Source organism: Klebsiella sp. CSG-1, assembly GCF_056521145.1.
Window position 1 is genome coordinate 527,631 of sequence record NZ_JBWNLD010000003.1, and the last position, 17,053, is coordinate 544,683.

Sequence of the window (17,053 nt, forward strand, 5' to 3'; positions counted from 1 at the left end):
CTATTTTCCTGTGTCCTGCTGGCGGAGTGCTTCCAGCGCCTGAACGCCAAGCCGGGTAAGATAGTTAGCGGTCGGGAACAGCGCGCGATCGTCGACGCGGAATTCGGGATGATGCAGGGCGAAAGGACCGCCGGAGCCAACCATGATGAATGCGCCGGGGAGTTTCTGCTGGTAAAAGGCGAAGTCCTCGCCAATCGGGCTGGCTTCGACGCGCCGTGTCTCGAATCCGGATGCCTCGCCCTGGGCGAGGGCGAAATCCACCCATCTGGCGGTATTGACCACCGAAGGTGGACCGGGCTGCCAGTCGAGCTCGATTTGCGCATCGAAGGCATCCGCGATACCCCGCAGCAGCTGGCGGAAACGGCGTTCGATCAGTTCGCGGGTGGTCTGGTTAAAGGTGCGTACCGTTCCTTCCAGCCAGGCGCTGTCGGGGATCACGTTCCAGGTACTGCCACTGTGCACCTGGGTGATGGAGACCACGGCGTTATGGTCAGAGGGCACATTACGGGCGATCAGCGTCTGCAACGCGCTGATAACCTGTCCGACGATGATAATCGGATCGTTACCTTCATGCGGCCGGGCGGCGTGGCTGCCGGTACCGGAGAGGGTGATGGCGAAACGATCCACGCCGGCGGTCAGGGCGCCGTCCTTACTGCCGATCGTGCCGACGGGAAGCGACGGATCGTTATGGATGCCGAAAATCACGGCGGCATCGTCCAGCGCACCGGTGGCGATCAGCGCCGGCGCACCGTGGCCGGTCTCTTCCGCGGCCTGAAACAAGATACGTACGGTGCCGGTAAGCGTCGCTTCCTGCGCTTTAAGTAAAATTGCCGCGCCTAACGCCGCCGAGGTATGGAAATCATGGCCGCAGGCGTGCATCACCCCAGGGGTGAGCGAGGCGTAATCCACTGCGGATTTTTCTTCAATCGGCAGGGCATCGATGTCGGCGCGCAGCGCGACCACGGCGCCGGGTCGGTGGCCGCCGATTTCGGCGACCAGACCGGTTTTCAGCGGCAGGTCGAGGATGCGAATCTGCCGCTGTTCCAGCGCGGCTTTGATGTCCTCCGTGGTCTGAAACTCCTGATTGGAGAGCTCCGGATGGCGATGCAGATGGTGGCGAAAATCCTGCAGGAAGGTTGCCAGAGGCTGATGTTCCTGGGGGATAGTAAGATCGGGCATGTCAAACTCCTGTTGGCGGCTGCTGTTCAAGCCAGCGGGCGTGCTGTGTTTCATCGAGCACTTTTTTCATATACAGCGTGATGTGGCCTTTGCCGAGGTCGGTTGTATACATCGGGATGAACCCCAGCCGGCCGTAAAAATCGCGCAGCCACGGATGGCTGACCGCGGTGCCGAGCGAACAGGCGGGCGCTTTTAGCTCCCCCAGCAGGACAGTTTGTTCCAGCCAGCTCAGCAGTTTCCCGCCAAGATTCTTGCCTCTGAACTCCGGATGGGTACCGAACCAGCCGATATGCGGCAGGTTGAACGGCCCAGGCTGCACGCCCCAGGGGAAACGCAGGGTGACCGAGGCGACCATCCGTTGGTCGTCAAACAGGGCAAAGACGGCGTGGTCGGTAAGATGCCGGGTGACCCGCGCCAGGTCGGCGGTGGCGGCATCAAAATGAATCCCCAGTGCTTTAATCGGCGCATAGGCGGCGAGCATCAGCGCCAGGTAGTCGTGCCTGTCATCCAGCGTCAGCCGGCGAAAATGGTGGGTCATAACACGTGTGTCTCCGGTGGCGAGAGATGCCCGGACTGCTCAGCTAAGCGGATGACTTCATCAACCTTCTGCGGTGCGCAGCCAAGATAGTTTGCCGGATCCAGCCAGCTGCACAGCTCCTCTGCGCTGATGCTGGTTGCCAGGGCGGGATGGGCGAGCAGGACGGTTTGAAAAGATAACTGTTGTTCAAAGGCCTGCATGGCGCAGTCGTAGATCAGACGATGGGCGCTCTGTTTGCCGAGCTTTTTACCGACTTCAAACAGCACTTTTTCAGATAACAGCAGGCCGTCCTGTATCTGCAAATTGGCCGCCATTCGGACTTTGTTGACCGTCAGGCCGGATAAAATGGCGAGGGCGTTTTGCAACTGCGCAGAGAGATAAATGGAGATTTCCGGTAACGCAATCCACTCGCTGCGCCAGCTCATCGCATCGCGTTCGTGCTCAACGTGCATGGACTGCTGTATCAAAGCGACGCTGTGCAGCAGCGGGGCGGTCAGGCTGGCTAACCCCTCAATCGCCGCCGGATTGCGCTTGTGTGGCATGGTTGTTGAACCGATTTTACCGGCGCTGAACGGCTCTTCGATCTCGTTAATTTCGGTACGCATCAGGTTATACAGCTCGTTGCCGATTTTGCCTAAGCTGCCGCTGATTAGCGCCGCCAGCGAAGCATATTCTGAAAAGCGGTCACGGGCTGACTGCCAGCTTATAGTCGGTGAGTTGAGGTCGAGGCGCGCCAATGCACGGCGCTCAACTTCCGGGCCGATCTCGCCGAGCGCGGCGTAAGTGCCGATCGCGCCGCTGAGGTTGCCGGTGAGTAGCCGGGGTCTGATGGCCGCCAGACGATCGAGATGGCGGATAAATTCATCCAGCCACACCGCAACCTTAAAGCCAAACGTCGTGGGCAGCGCCTGCATCCCATGCGTGCGCCCGGCCATCAACGTGTACTGGTGATCGCGGGCCAGTTTTTTCAGCGCGTTAGCCACCGCGATGCTATCGCGCGCTACAACGTCCAGGGTTTGTTTTAGCTGTAAGACTGTGGCGGTATCGACGATATCCTGCGTCGTGACGCCATAATGGATGTATTCACCGGCGGTACCGCACTGTTGCTGGAGCGCGGTTAATACTGGCATCAACGAATGTTTCATCTGCGCGCCAGCGGCGGCGATCTCTTCCATGTTGAGTTTGTCAGCGTCAGCCAGTTCGCCAATAGCGAGTGCTGCCTGCTGAGGGATAACGCCAAGCTCGCCTTCGGCTAAGGCCAGCGCCACCTCAACGTGTATTTGCTGGGTCAGGCGGTTTTTCTCTGACCAGATTTCCCGCATTTCCGCAGTGCCAAAATTATTACCAAGTAAAAGAAAATCTATTGGATGTGCAGACATAATAATCTCATTATTTAAAAGGGTAATTTATTTTCAGTAATCATCTGTGCCATCTGAATCTTTTATTTTCAGAAGGTTTGATATTGTTAAATTAGCCCTATAGCGCAGTATCATTTCTTTGATCCTGCGCATAATGCAAGGTTTTTTAACGAGATAGATAAATTTCATCTATCTTATTGCGAATTAGTGAATAAGGATTTGGAATCAGCGCTTTGTTTCTTTTTTTCATTCTCGTAGGATTGGGAGAATATATATCAAGAGATACGCCTTCGGTTATTGCGGAAGGCGTGTCGGGGAAATTTTGATATATCTTTTTATCCAAAAACAGGCCAGCAACGTGTTCGCGATGACATCACCGCAAACCTATCACCATCAGCCCAGGCTGCGAGCCCGCGTGGGAGCACTTCTCCACAAGCATACGACCCATGTTGCCATCCTCACCAGTCAGCAGGCGTGGAAAGCGGTAAACCCGCAGCTTGAGAACAGCCTGCGCGATGCCGGGTCCGCTGGCAGACGAATTTTCTGACGACGGCATGTACCGATGCGGCAGTTATGACGCATCTGGACAGCGTGCGCAGACAAAACGCGACGCGGGTGCTGCCCGAGAGGTGAAATTCCCGGCAAGCGAGGCGCTGCGTCTGCCGTTCTCCGTTGCTGCCGAAAATGTTGAGCATGCGCTATTGACGCTCGAAACAGCCACTTTTTGAGAAGGAAAAATAATGAGCCACACCACTTCCCGACAGCTGCGCCTTGGTCTGTTCGTACAGCCGCTTGGTCACCATGTCAGCGGCTGGCGGTTGACCGAAACGCTGGGATCGCCGACCGATATTGAATGGCTGACGTGGATTGCTAAAAAGGCCGAAGAGGGTAAGTTTGATATGTTCTTTATCGGTGATGCGCTGGCAACCAGCGTCTACCGCCTGCCATCAACGATGGCGCGCCTTGAACCGCTGACGCTGCTGGCTGCGTTGGCGGTGCAGACCCGGCATATCGGTCTTGCGGCGACGGCCTCCACTACTTTCAGCGATCCGTTTAATCTGGCGCGCAGCTTTTCATCCCTCGATCATATCAGCCGCGGTCGCGCCGCGTGGAACGTCGTGACCTCTTTTTCTGGCGATGTGGCGCGCAATTTCAGTCGCGAAAATATGCCGCTGCACGCCGAGCGCTACGCGGTGGCCCATGAATTCCTCGAAGTGACCTGCAAATTATGGGAAGGCTGGCAGGAAGGGGCGGTGCAACCGGATAAGGCGAGCGGGCGCTATTTTGTCGACGAGAAAATTCAGGCCGTGAACCACCGGGGGAAATATTTTCAGGTACAGGGGCCGCTGAATATTACGCGTTCTCCGCAAGGACGGCCGGTGATTATCGCAGCGGGATCCTCCGCTGACGGGCAGAAACTGGCGGCGCGAACGGCCGAAGTGGTCTTTACGGCTGCCGCTACGCTCGAAGAGGCGCAGGCATTTTACCGTGCGCAGAAACAACAGGTGCGGGAGGCGGGGCGCAATCCGGATCATGTACTTATCCTGCCGGGCGTGATGCCTGTTGTCGGCCGCACGCGGGAAGAAGCGCGCGCAACGTGGCGCAAGTTAAACACGCTGGTGGATATCGATAACGGTATTCGGCAGCTTTCCACCCGTTTCAATATGGATCTTAGTCAGTACCCGCTCGATGGCCCGGTGCCGGAAATCCCTGCGGGGGAAGGGAATCAGAGTCGGGTGAAGCTTCTGACCGATCTGGCGTATCGCGAAAACCTGACGCTACGCGAGCTGGCGGCGATTGCGGCCGGTTCACGCGGCCACCGCGTGCTGGTGGGCACCGCGGAGGATATCGCCGATGATTTCCAGCGCTGGCTGGAACAGGGCGGTGCGGATGGCTTCAATATTATGCCGGCCGTGATGCCGGAACAACTTTCCCTGTTTGTTGAGATGGTGATCCCCGAGTTGAGGCGTCGCGGCCTGTTCCGCGAGGAGTATGAGTTCAGTACCCTCCGCGAAAATCTGGGGCTGCCAGCGATCGGCGCGTAAGAATAGCCACTTGTGGCAGCGGTGGGCAGAATACTCAGGATTCGCTTCTGGGGTATCGACAGTCCGTTACTGCCCGCCTTCTGCTGGCAGGATCATTGCTAATCCTTCGCAAGGAAAAAGCCGTTTTCTCTTATCGGTGTGCTTTGCGGCGCAGTAACCTCGCCAGCATCATGTCGTTGTTGAATGCCCCAGCTTCCCTTTCCGCAAGCAGCGCCTGCTATGTCAGGATGGTTACCCTTAATACGGTAGACCGTTCTGCCACTCTTCTGAGCAGCTATTGGCGAACATTTTCAGACACTGAGGATTGGCTGACAAAATAGTATGTGAGGGATAAATACAGAAAAGCAAAAAGCCCGCTTAAGTTTCCTTAAGCGGGCTTCTTAAATATGGCTCCTCTGACTGGACTCGAACCAGTGACATACGGATTAACAGTCCGCCGTTCTACCGACTGAACTACAGAGGAATCGTGTGAACGGGGCGCATATTAACGGCGGCGCATGGCCTTGTCAAAGGCAGAATCACCCGAATCTGTTCGATTGCTGACAATTTCAGCAACAGGGATGCGTTTGCGCTGTTTTCCATCGATGTGCACCGTTGTGGTGCAAATATACCCCTAATGGGGCATAGCGTAATCCGCTTACCGGGCAAATAAATACTCTGTTGCTATCAGAATCGCTTATCACGCCGCCTGTAGCGGCCTTTGCACCGATGCAAAAAAACTGGCAAGCAAATTGCAAAACCTCTGTAACTCAATAGCCAGCGTTGGTACTGGCTTTCCTTACAGGAGGCAAAATGAACTTAAGACGACTGAAGTATTTTGTAAAAATCGTCGATATCGGCAGTCTGACCCAGGCTGCTGAAGTCTTGCACATCGCACAACCGGCGCTGAGCCAGCAGGTGGCGACCCTGGAAGGCGAACTGGACCAGCAGCTGCTGATTCGGACAAAGCGCGGCGTTACCCCGACCGAAGCCGGGAAGATTCTCTATACCCATGCGCGCACCATCCTGCGTCAGTGCGAGCAGGCGCAGCTGGCGGTGAATAACGTGGGTCATACGCTCAGCGGCCAGGTCTCGATTGGCCTTGCGCCGGGGACCGCGGCTTCTGCCATTACCATGCCGCTGCTGCAAACGGTGCGCAATGAGCTGCCCGAAGTGATGGTCTATCTGCAGGAAAGTAGCGGGACAATACTTAACGATAAACTGCTCAGCGGCCAGCTGGATATGGCCGTGCTCTACGAGCGTTCGCCGGTAGCTGGCATTATCAGCCAGCCTTTGTTGAAAGAAGATCTTTATCTGGTGGGGACCCGCGATTGCCCGGGACAGAGCGTCGATCTGACCGCGGTGGCGGAGATGAATCTGTTCCTGCCGCGCGATTACAGCGCGGTACGTGCGCGGGTGACGGAAGCGTTCACCCTGCGTCGTCTGTCGGCGAAAATTATCGGTGAAATTGAATCCATTACGACGCTAACCGCGGCGATTGCCAGTGGAATGGGCGTTACCGTGCTGCCAGAGTCCGCCGCGCGATCGCTGTGCGGAGCGGCAAACGGCTGGATGGCGCGGATCAGTACGCCCTCGATGAGTCTGTCGTTATCGCTGAATATGTCGGCGAAGGGCAGTCTGTCACCGCAGGCACAGGCGGTGAAAGAGATTTTGCTTTCGCTGGTGAGTCGTCCTTCGCTGGAAAATCGTGAATTGTTGCTGGTAAGTTAATCTATATTCCTGAAAGGAATAAGTTGCTGGTTTTTATTATTTGTTAGTAAGGACGACAGACTTTAACAATAGAGCATATGTTATGTCTGATAGCCCGGAGGAAAGGGTGAATTTCCAGCAACTAAAAATTATTCGTGAGGCTGCCCGTCAGGATTACAACCTGACGGAAGTCGCAAATATGCTGTATACATCGCAATCGGGCGTGAGCCGTCATATCCGTGAGCTGGAAGAAGAGCTGGGGATCGAGATCTTCATCCGACGCGGTAAACGTCTGCTGGGGATGACGGAGCCGGGTAAAGCGCTCTTATCCATTGCGGAACGCATTCTCAATGAAGCCAGTAATGTCCGCCGTCTTGCCGACCTGTTTACCAACGATGCATCCGGTGTGCTCACCATTGCGACGACTCATACCCAGGCGCGCTATAGCCTGCCGCCGGTGATTAAAGCTTTCCGGGAGCTCTTTTCCGATGTGCGGCTGGAACTGATTCAGGGCACCCCTCAGGAGATTGAAGCGCTGTTGCATAACGGTGGCGCAGATATCGGTATCGCCAGTGAACGTCTGAGTAACGATCCGACGCTGGTGGCTTTTCCCTGGTTCCGCTGGCATCACAGCCTGCTGGTACCGAAAGATCACCCGCTGGTGCAAACGACCCCTTTAACTCTCGAAGCTATTTCTCGCTGGCCGTTAATTACCTATCGGCAGGGCATCACCGGGCGCTCGCGTATTGATGAAGCCTTTAACCGTAAAGGGCTAATGCCGGATATTGTCCTTAGCGCACAGGACTCCGACGTCATTAAAACCTATGTTGAGCTGGGACTCGGCGTCGGGCTGGTGGCGGAACAATCGGGCGATGCCCGGGAGTCAGACACCTTTACCCGCCTGGAAACCCGGCACCTTTTCGATGCGAATACCGTCTGGTTAGGGCTTAAACGCGGGCAACTGCAGCGCAATTATGTCTGGCGGTTTATCGAGCTGTGCAACGCCGGGCTGTCGCTGGATGAAATTAAACGCCAGGCAATGGAGCCGGAAGAAGCGGCCATTGATTATCAGATTTGAAAGATTTTCGCGGTGGCGGATAAAGGAACAGCGGTCCGCTGCCACGAAGAGGTGAGAAAAACGCTATAATTCATTCACGATTGTCGCGACTGAGGAAGGGAAATAAATGGTGCGGCGTGTGAAATGGTTTTGCTCTTTTTTATTTATTCTCTCAAGCCAGAGTGCGCTGGCCGTAAGTTATCCGTTGCCGCCGGAAGGAAGCCGCCTGGTGGGAAGCCCGCAGCTGATTACCGTACCGCACAATAATACTCAACCGCTGGAAGCCTTTGCAGCGCAATACGGGCAGGGGCTGAGCAATATGCTGGAAGCGAACCCCGGCGTTGATGTTTTTCTACCGAGGTCGGGTACGACGCTGGTGATCCCGCAGCAGCTGATTTTGCCTGCTACGGTTCGTGAAGGCATCGTGGTCAACGTAGCGGAAATGCGCCTCTATTACTATCCGCCGGAAGGCAACACCGTTGAGGTTTTGCCAATTGGTATCGGCCAGGCGGGGCGTGAAACGCCGCGTAACTGGGTCACGACCGTAGAACGTAAGCAGGAAGCGCCGACCTGGACGCCAACGGCCAACACGCGGCGTGAATATGCCCGCAGAGGCGAAAGTCTGCCGGCGTTCGTTCCGGCCGGGCCGGATAACCCGATGGGACTGTACGCGATTTATATCGGCAGGTTGTACGCTATTCATGGCACCAATGCTAATTTTGGTATCGGGCTGCGCGTCAGTCAGGGGTGTATTCGCCTGCGTAATGACGATATTAAATATCTGTTCGACAACGTCCCGGTTGGCACCCGCGTGCAGATTATCGATCAGCCGGTGAAGTTTACCGAAGAGCCGGACGGTAGTCGCTGGGTTGAAGTTCATGAGCCGCTGTCGCGTAACCGCGCAGAATACGAATCGGACAGAAAAGTACCGTTACCCCTGACCGCAGGCATTCAGGCGTTTGTGAAGGGGGTGGGTGTCAATGTGATTCGGGCGGAGCAGGCTCTCGAACGACGCTCCGGTATGCCGGTTAATATCAGCGAGGCTGGCACCCAAAGCCATATCGGGAGCTAGCGGCGCGCGATCGTTGGCGTGGAAATAACCCATTGCGGGTGAATTCAAAAGCAGCAAAGCAAAAAGTCCGCTTAAGTTTCCTGAAGCGGGCTTTTTAAATCAGGTTCCTCTGACTGGGGGCCTTCATCACTCACTGGCTGATGAGTTAGCTAAATGAAAATCTGCAGGCCCCCTCATTTAAGTAAAAATAAAAAATCTTCGTTCATCAACAGGTCCTTTAAAATCAGGGAATATTCTTATTTTGCCTCTATGAATCATCACAACTGGCACATTATACGCTGAATATTTTTAAGCGTGGGGGCGAGCCCTGGCGTGAGATTTGTGGATGATTTTTTAAGGAAAGATAAAGAATCCTGATTGATTTATTTAATTTTTTAGATAAGCAATAATTGATTTAAATCAATGAGTGAAAAAATAATGATTAAAATCAAGCGCATCAATGAATTCTGTTTATGAAATTATCTCAATAAATCACAATATAAGAATTATATCGATTGCTGGATAAAATATAACAGTGCTGACTATATTTTGGATGATTTGTTTTGCCTATCAAATGATGGATATCTATTGGTTAAAAACAGTTGGTCTGCTCCTCGGAGCTGTGATTATACTGGGACTGTCTTAATGTTTATTAAGAATTAAATGCGTGCTTTAATTTGTTAATGATGGCAGGAAGTCTAATATGCATATTTTATTGCTGGTTTTCTTGATGAATAAGATATGTTAAATCCGTAGTAGATTATATTAATTATAGTTGTCTCGCTTCCATCTGTTCGTTATTAGTCATGTTGTATCAGGAAGTCTCATAACCCGCTACCCAAACAATAAAACAATCTCTGGTGGGGTTATTGTACGTAGTGGATTATTGCCAGTGCCTGCATTTTACCAGGAGCCTTGACGTAAACGTATGCATAACCATTATATTATAAATGGAACCGTTGAGTTTCATCCGGCAACCAGTACGTTGCGCGACCTTAATAATCATGACAATGTTATTACCTTAAATTCACCAGCCAGTCGGTGTTTATTGCTTCTTATTGAACGGATTGGCAGTATCGTTACCCAGCAAGAATTCCTGGATATTGTCTGGACAAAATGCGGTATGCAGGTATCCACTAATACATTTTATCAAAACATTTCTATCCTGCGTAAAGGCCTTAAAAAGATGGGCCTTGATGAAGAGCTGGTGGTGACGATTTCGCGCGTGGGGTTAACGCTGGCCAGTGGCGTATATATTAAAAAACTGACCTCCGAACAGCAGGTTGAAACCAGCCCTATGCCTTCTAACGGTATCAATTTTGATGAAACGCTGCAGGAACGGACACTTAAAACGCAACCTCCGTTATCAATTCAGGTTGATGGCGAATCGGCGATAACCGAGAACGAAGAAATACAACCACCGGAACACCCGGAAACAAGGCGCAAGACAGGATGCCGTCACTCATTGCCAGGCGTGATGACCGGGGCGCTACTGACCATTATTCTTAGCGTAGGATTTATCGCGACGAGTCGTTATGTTGAGGGGCAAAACCAGTACTTTTCTCACTACGACTTCCTGAAAACCATTGAGGGTTGTCACATCCATCTCTCGGGCGCCATTATCTCTGATAAAGAGCGTTCCTCCGCTCTCAGACGAGCCAGCCAGTTCCTGGAGAACTGCACAAATTATCCCTGGGTATACGTTACTCGTTTTCCGCTGTTGCCGAGAACCTCCGTTATTCGCTGTGATAAGCAGATGAACGAACCCAATAGTTGTGTTTCTGATTATTTTTTTGAGGACCAGTAAGTGAGAATTAGCCGTAAATTAAAGGTACTGCTGCCGGTATTAACGGCAGCGACTGCCGCGGTGTTCATTTATTCATTATGGAGTAAAAAAGGGCCTGATGATTTTTCCTGTGTTGCCAGCTTTTCTCAGCATTATGCAAATGAAAATATCGATGTTTCACTCCGTTTTATGTTTAGCGGTCAGGCTGGCGTGGTGAGTATTAATGGCCGTGCGCGATCTGATCCGCAGAATATTTTTAACCGTAAAATATCGTTTAGCATGCGCCGGCATCAGGATATCTATTATATGACATCAGAGAAAAATATTAAGTTTCCGGATGATAATGTGGACGATGGCTGGTTGAGTCAGTACCAACCTGATTTTTTCGTGTACCCGGACAAGAGTCTTCATATTCGAATAAACCAACAAAAAAATGGCAACTATCTTTTTATGATCTCAGCGCTACCTACCTATATCTGTAATGCCGCTGATTAATACGTTGCGGAAAAGAAAAAGGTGCAGAATGATCTGCACCTTGTGGTTAGTCAGGCAATCATGCGGCCCGCATGAAATCTCCACTGCTGACGTTATTGACAAACTGGAGCACACTAGAAGTCACTGAACCCGGATCATCCCAGCCGATCACCGCGCCACCGACGGCCCCGCCAACGACGCCGATCAGGCCGCCGCCAATCATCCCCACCAGCTGGCCGATGGCGCCAAAGCCCAGGACACCGCCGCCGTCACCACCGTGCATCCCCCCAATGATCGCGCCAGCAAGCCCGGCCGCCGTTGCGCCGAGAATCGCGCTGGTCAGAGAGCTAAAAAGACCCGCGCCGGAGACGGCATCAATTTCCATTACGTTTAATTCGCGCATGTGTTTCTTCCTTTAGTTAAAAATAAAGTGTAATTACAGAAATATCCTGGCATTAATTTCCGCCGGTCATTTCTGATGTGTGAATTATGCCTATGGTATATGTTTAAATAAATAGAATTACTTCTATTTTACCTGGTTCATTACTGGTTTTTGTAATTTCAAGGTGCTGGTTTTCATGTAAAAACAGCAGGCGATAGCACTAGGTGTTTAAAATGAAGCGCTTCACGCAACGATGAAGCCGGACAATCTCTCTTTCCATGCTCCCTTTGTCAGGGTATACGCTGGTAAAATTGATAATATCCTGACCGGCAATGCAGGATGCCAGAGTAACCTGCCAGACGCGTTGCCCGCTTGCTGATACGAAAGTAAATATAATTTCTATTGTCTCACCAAATACATCGTCGTCTTTCCATTCTTCCATTTTAATAAAATTAAATTGTTTAAATATTTTTTGAGCATTATCCAGTTGCAATGATATTTGCTCAGCGAAAGACCTGCCGGGCAGCATGCGGTCGCGATTAATCGTGATTTGCTGCCCCTGGTGGAATGAGATGATATTCACAGCCTGGTTTCTAATCTCTTCTTCAAAATCTACGGTGCCTTCAAGGCATACTAAACGGTTAGCCATATTCTCTCCTGTATGTAAGGCTATGGGGATAAGGGGGAAGGGGTGCCAGTTTTAATCACAAATCAAACCCGCAGGACTGACTGTGAGTTTTTGATGGCATGGATAAAATCATGCTTTGCCACTTCAATGACGCCGCGGCTATGGAGCTCAATAATACGGTCTGCGCTTAAAATGGTTTCCGGACGGTGAGCAATGATGATACGAGTGACATTCATATGCCTGATGGCGTCATTGATGGCGCTTTCCCGGGCAATATCCAGGTGACTCGTCGCTTCATCAAGGATCAATAGCCGCGGGTTTCGATACAGCGCTCGCGCGAGAATAACGCGTTGTATCTGCCCGCCGGAGAGGGAAGAACCCATGTCGCCGACCATACTGTTGTAACCCATCGGCATCGCCATTATGTCATCGTGAATCTGCGCGATTCTGGCCACGCGTTCAACCCGCAGCCGGTCGAGGCTGGCATCAAAGAAGCTGATATTATCGATGATTGAACCGGCAAAGAGCTGGTCTGTTTGCATCACGCTGCCGATCAGATCGCGGTAGAGGGTCATCCCGAGTTTTCTGTGGTCGATACCGTTGATACAGATGCTGCCATTCTCTGGCTTAAGTAACCCTAACAGCAGTTTTGCCAGAGTCGTTTTACCCTGTCCGGAAGGGCCAATAATTGCGATCGATTCGCCGGCTTCGATCTCCAGGTTGAAGCCCGTAAAAATTTCGCCATCGGTGGCGGAATAGCGAAACGAGAGCTGATGGATGGCCAGATGCACCGGCCCCTCCCGATCGGGCAGCGAGGCGCTGCTTGCCAGGTCCGGTTCTTTTTCGCTCAGCACAATGTCCGCGAGACGTTCCCCATGCAAACGCAGCATTTTGAAATCAATCAGTGCGTTAATCAGCCCGGCGGATCGCGAAATAAACTGGTCAGAAAAGCTGATAAAGGCGACCAGCATCCCGCTGGTAAAGTTGCCATCCAGCACCTGCGCGGCGGCCAGCCAAATCAGTACGATTTTGCCCACACCTGAAATAGTGCCCTGTAACGTACTGAAACCGATAGAGAGTTTCTGGGTAGTAATCCCTTTGTTGGTGGATTGTACGGTTTCATTGGTAAAGGTTGAAACACGCAAATCCTGTTTATTGTTGAGCTTGATCGCCTGAACCCCGCGAATGGATTCCAGCAGCTGCGACTGTGCCTGCGCCGAAGCCAGCAGCTGGTCTTCACTTGCCTGGCGGAAAGGTTCGAATGAGATCCAGCGGATCAGCGCATAGAGCAGAAACAGGCCAATAACGATAAACGTCAGGGAGGTATTGTAGGCAAATATCACCCCCAGAGTGACCAGGGCCATGATGCCGTCGAAGATAGAGGAGATAAACCGGCCGGTCAGCGTGCTTTGGATATTCGCGATGGAGCCAAAGCGTGACAGGATGTCACCCACGTGGCGATCTTCAAAATAGCTTAGCGGCAAACCCAGCAGGTGAGCACACAGGTTGCTGGACCACTGTACGCTCAGCATGCTGGAGAACCAGGTCGTTACCCAACTGCGCAGTGCGCCAATCAGATTCTGGAACAGCGTAATAAAAATGAACGCCACGCCAAGCAGCGTCAGTAAATCCCGATCGGCCGAGACCAGCACCTGGTCAATGACCCACTGCATATAAAAGGGCGTAATGATGCCGAAGAACTCGAGTGCCAGCGAGAGCAGCGCCACCTGGATAAATGCTGAACCGATGCCAGAGACGTTACGGATCAGACTCAGCATCGAGATCGATTTTTTCTCATCCTTCCGTTCAAATGTGGCGGCAGGATAGAGTTCCAGCGCTACGCCGGTGAAGGATCGCGATACCTCATCCATCGCCACCTTACGCGCGCCGCGCGCCGGGTCGTGAATAGTGAGGGTATTTTTATTAATGCTTTTCAGCACCACGAAATGGTTCATATCCCAGTGCAGGATGCAGGGTAGCTTCAGCTTATTGAGCTCATCCAGCTCAAGACGTACCGCCCGGCAGCCCATATCTAACTTTTGCGTAAAGGACATGACGTCGGCCAGCGTACTGCCTTTTTGTGATGAGGGAAAACGATGACGCAGGGACACCATGTCTATCTGATAGCCGTAATAGCCGGCAATCATACCGACGCAGGTCAGCCCGCATTCTGCGGCCTGGGTTTGTCGCAGGACGGGGAGTTTATGGCGAAACGACAAATTAAGTTTGTGAAAGAGATCCATGATCAACCTGAGTTAACATTTGAAATTATAAAGAGGTCATTTTGCCAAGCGCATTCAGCGGCTCGAGAACCCATTCATAGATACGGCGCTTATCGACGATAAAGTCTGCGTCGAGCCCGCTGCCGGGACGCAGGCCTATCTGTTTGCCGTAAGCTTGTACCGACTGGCTATCGAGCGTGACCTTGACCTGATAAAGCGGCTCCTGAATCTGGGTATTGCCGGTGATACCGGCGATTTCCTGAGGTGACAGGGGGGATGTCGAGATTTCGCTGACCGCGCCAGAGTGCTGGCCAAATTTTTGCCAGGGAAAGGATTCATAGCGCAGCACCACCCGCTGACCGGTGTGGATAAAACCGATGGCCCGGCTGCTGAGCAGGATCCTTGCCTGTAGATGGGCGTTGTCCGGAAGAAGCATGGCGATAGTTTGCCCGGCGCTGACAATCTGCCCCGGCTTCACCAGCACGGCGCTCACCGTACCCTCTTCCGGCGCGCGCAGATCCACCGAACGGCGTGATTCATTTTCCATCATCGATTGCGTGATATCCGACAGTTTTTGCTGCAGGTCATTCTTTTGCTGAAAGTAGGTAAGAGGCTGCTCACGTAGCTGTTGGCGTGTTTGCGCGTGCTGTTGCCTGATTTCGATACGTTGACGGGCGACGTCCTGTAATCGTACTTTGGCATCCAGCAGATCGCTCTCCTGCTGCTCGACCTGGGTATTAGAGGCGTAGCCTTCGGCGCGCATCGCCGCCATTTTATCGACCTGCTTTTGGCTCAGCGCAATTTGCTGCTGACGCTGGCGGTAAATGGTATCCAGCTCCGTCGTTTGTTGTGCCAGCAGGCTGCTTCTTTCTTGTAAGGATTTCAGCGCCTCAGCGTTACGTTGTTCCAGATTGGTTAACTGTTGAGTCAATCCCTGGGACTGGATCTCGAGCTGTCTGGCTATTGCCTCGCGCGTCTGGCCATAGCGTGCGGTAGAGATTTCGGAAGACACCGTGGCGATACGTTCGCCTTTTTTTACCCCAGCGCCTTCACGGACGGGGAGGGCGGTAACGGTGCCCGCCGTCAGGGCGGTAATGGTCATGATGCCGCTTTCCGGCGTCAGAACCCCTTTCGCCGTTTCCCGCTTTGTGTAGCTTCCCAGGCTACAAAAGCCGGCCAGCACGATAGTCAGGGCGCATACCATCGCCACGATCAGCCAGCGGAAAGGAGGGCAGTAAAGTGCTACCGGACCTAACACTTTGGTTTTGTTCGCGTCCAGCGATTCCTGACGAAATAAGTCGTGATTCATTGTCGAAAGCTCCGGTTAGGTGGCACTGCAATCAAGACTGCGCATCGCGGCGTAATCCAGCGATCCAGTGGCTGATTTTAAGTTGACGATCGACTGGATCAGCGCGTTCTGAGTCTGAGCAAGATCCTGAATAGCCTGGTAATATTCATTTTCTGCGTTAAATTCGTCGATCAGCGTCCGCTGGCCGAGCTCCCGCCCATAGCGGGTTGCGTTCAACCGTTTACCTGCCGAGCCGATCGCTCGCTGGTAAGCTTTAATCAGCGAGCGGGCGTTTCGTACCCCCGACATTGCCTGTAAGGTCTGCTGTTCCGCTTTGCGACGCGCATCAATCAGCAGATCTTTGCTTTGTTCAAAGCGATGGGCCGCTTCCAGACTCTGCGAAATGTGGCTTCCGCCGGCGAACAGGGGAATGGAGATATTGATGCCAACGGTGGTGTTATCTGTTTTGGCGGTGGTGCCGAACAGGTCATCAAGTACGTTACTGTCTTCCGCCCGGCTCCAGTTTTTGCCATAACCGGCCTGTAAGGTAACAACCGGCAGATGGCCGGCAGTGGCCGTGACCAGATCGGCTTCGCTGCCTTTAATGGCTTGTAGGGCGGCGAGAACATCAAGATTGCTCGCCGCCGCCGTGCGCTTTAATTGTTCTGGATTCATGTCGTCAACATAGCGAACGCAGTCCAGGCTCCGATCGGCGATGTCCCGAGCGTCCAGACCGGTCAGCTGGAGAAAAGCCACTCTGGCATCATTAAGGGTGTTTTCGGATGCCAGTTCATCAGCGACCGCTTTGTCATAATTAGCCTGCGCCTCCGCTTCATCCAGCCGCGTTCCATCGCCTAACTTCAACGATTTTTGTACCTGTTTCAGCCGCGCATCAAAGGCGGCAAGGATTTTGCGCTGGGTTTCGAGGACGCTGCGCTGATACACCACGCTGTAATAAGCCGTTACCACTTCAGCGATCATTTTTTGCTGCGCGATCAGGTAATTCACATCGGCCAGATCGCTGATGACCACGGTTTTCCGCCAGTTAGCATATCTGGCGACGTCAAAAACAGGCTGCGTCAGATTAAAACTGTAATTATGCCGGGTGACGCCAGCGGAATAGGCGGCGTCCGGCTGATCGGTCTTATTCCAGGCGGCGTTGAGGGTGACAACCGGCAGTAATCCGGCAAATCCCTGATATTTTTTTTGTGCATCAGCTTCATGCGCTCTGCGCGCCGCATTAAATTCGGCGTTATAAGCGCTGGCTGCCAGCAGGGCTTGCTGAAGCGACAGCGCACAAGCACTGCCGGACAACAATAATCCGACGATAAGCGAAATAAGTATTTTGTTAAACAT

Annotated in this window: 15 protein-coding genes and 1 tRNA gene; 7 read left to right on the forward strand and 9 right to left on the reverse strand. The window is 52.8% G+C overall.

The genetic code is table 11. The features are described from left to right. From AC007G_RS10470 to purB, 3 genes are read right to left on the reverse strand one after another with little or no spacing between them, the layout of a single operon-like run. Window positions 1-1,179 (reverse strand): amidohydrolase, encoded by a 1,179-nt coding sequence (locus AC007G_RS10470; protein WP_099973027.1) that lies wholly within the window; start codon window positions 1,177-1,179, stop codon window positions 1-3. 1 nt (window position 1,180) lies between these two features. Then, window positions 1,181-1,717 carry a GNAT family N-acetyltransferase gene (locus AC007G_RS10475; RefSeq protein ID WP_064793684.1) on the reverse strand — a complete coding sequence of 179 codons (537 nt, stop codon included), beginning with the start codon at window positions 1,715-1,717 and terminating at the stop codon, window positions 1,181-1,183. Next, window positions 1,714-3,096, reverse strand: a complete 1,383-nt coding sequence (gene purB / locus AC007G_RS10480) for an adenylosuccinate lyase (RefSeq protein WP_142630813.1) — start codon at window positions 3,094-3,096, stop codon at window positions 1,714-1,716. Before purB ends, AC007G_RS10475 begins: the two co-directional genes overlap by 4 nt. 346 nt (window positions 3,097-3,442) lie before the next feature. On the opposite strand from purB, the gene AC007G_RS10485 reads away from it, so the two are divergent. Next, on the forward strand, window positions 3,443-3,622 hold the full coding sequence (locus tag AC007G_RS10485) for an iron-containing alcohol dehydrogenase family protein (RefSeq protein WP_142630812.1): 180 nt from the start codon (window positions 3,443-3,445) through the stop codon (window positions 3,620-3,622). Window positions 3,623-3,815: 193 nt separating this feature from the next. Then, entirely contained in the window at window positions 3,816-5,120 is a 1,305-nt protein-coding gene (locus AC007G_RS10490) for an LLM class flavin-dependent oxidoreductase (protein WP_032695327.1), read from the forward strand. Window positions 5,121-5,507: 387 nt separating this feature from the next. Here AC007G_RS10490 and AC007G_RS10495 read toward each other — a convergent pair. Further along, window positions 5,508-5,583: transfer RNA gene (locus AC007G_RS10495), tRNA-Asn, on the reverse strand. Window positions 5,584-5,912: 329 nt separating this feature from the next. On the opposite strand from AC007G_RS10495, the gene nac reads away from it, so the two are divergent. From nac to AC007G_RS10520, 5 genes are all read left to right on the forward strand, one after another. Continuing rightward, window positions 5,913-6,830 (forward strand): nitrogen assimilation transcriptional regulator NAC, encoded by a 918-nt coding sequence (gene nac, locus AC007G_RS10500; RefSeq protein ID WP_004864391.1) that lies wholly within the window; start codon window positions 5,913-5,915, stop codon window positions 6,828-6,830. A gap of 106 nt (window positions 6,831-6,936) precedes the next feature. Then, window positions 6,937-7,887, forward strand: coding sequence for an HTH-type transcriptional regulator Cbl (gene cbl / locus AC007G_RS10505; protein WP_015583978.1), 951 nt, complete (start codon window positions 6,937-6,939; stop codon window positions 7,885-7,887). A 106-nt stretch (window positions 7,888-7,993) separates the two neighbouring features. Beyond that, window positions 7,994-8,938: a L,D-transpeptidase gene (gene ldtA, locus AC007G_RS10510; RefSeq protein ID WP_094898035.1), complete on the forward strand. Its 945-nt coding sequence runs from the start codon at window positions 7,994-7,996 to the stop codon at window positions 8,936-8,938. 907 nt (window positions 8,939-9,845) lie between these two features. Continuing rightward, window positions 9,846-10,724 (forward strand): winged helix-turn-helix domain-containing protein, encoded by an 879-nt coding sequence (locus tag AC007G_RS10515; RefSeq protein ID WP_085396372.1) that lies wholly within the window; start codon window positions 9,846-9,848, stop codon window positions 10,722-10,724. Beyond that, complete coding sequence (locus tag AC007G_RS10520) at window positions 10,725-11,198, forward strand: hypothetical protein (protein WP_094898036.1); 474 nt, start codon at window positions 10,725-10,727, stop codon at window positions 11,196-11,198. A 58-nt stretch (window positions 11,199-11,256) separates the two neighbouring features. Here AC007G_RS10520 and AC007G_RS10525 read toward each other — a convergent pair whose 3' ends face one another. The 5 genes from AC007G_RS10525 to AC007G_RS10545 all read right to left on the reverse strand — a co-directional run bounded on the left by AC007G_RS10525 (window position 11,257) and on the right by AC007G_RS10545 (window position 17,053). Beyond that, a complete protein-coding gene (locus AC007G_RS10525; protein ID WP_142630811.1) occupies window positions 11,257-11,580 on the reverse strand; it encodes a colicin V synthesis protein in 324 nt (107 codons plus the stop codon). A 199-nt stretch (window positions 11,581-11,779) separates the two neighbouring features. Then, window positions 11,780-12,208 (reverse strand): DcrB-related protein, encoded by a 429-nt coding sequence (locus AC007G_RS10530; RefSeq protein ID WP_099973024.1) that lies wholly within the window; start codon window positions 12,206-12,208, stop codon window positions 11,780-11,782. A 62-nt stretch (window positions 12,209-12,270) separates the two neighbouring features. After that, complete coding sequence (locus tag AC007G_RS10535) at window positions 12,271-14,430, reverse strand: peptidase domain-containing ABC transporter (protein WP_142630810.1); 2,160 nt, start codon at window positions 14,428-14,430, stop codon at window positions 12,271-12,273. A gap of 25 nt (window positions 14,431-14,455) precedes the next feature. Further along, a complete protein-coding gene (locus AC007G_RS10540) occupies window positions 14,456-15,718 on the reverse strand; it encodes an HlyD family secretion protein (protein WP_479466586.1) in 1,263 nt (420 codons plus the stop codon). Window positions 15,719-15,733: 15 nt separating this feature from the next. Further along, window positions 15,734-17,053, reverse strand: a complete 1,320-nt coding sequence (locus AC007G_RS10545; protein ID WP_142630808.1) for a TolC family outer membrane protein — start codon at window positions 17,051-17,053, stop codon at window positions 15,734-15,736.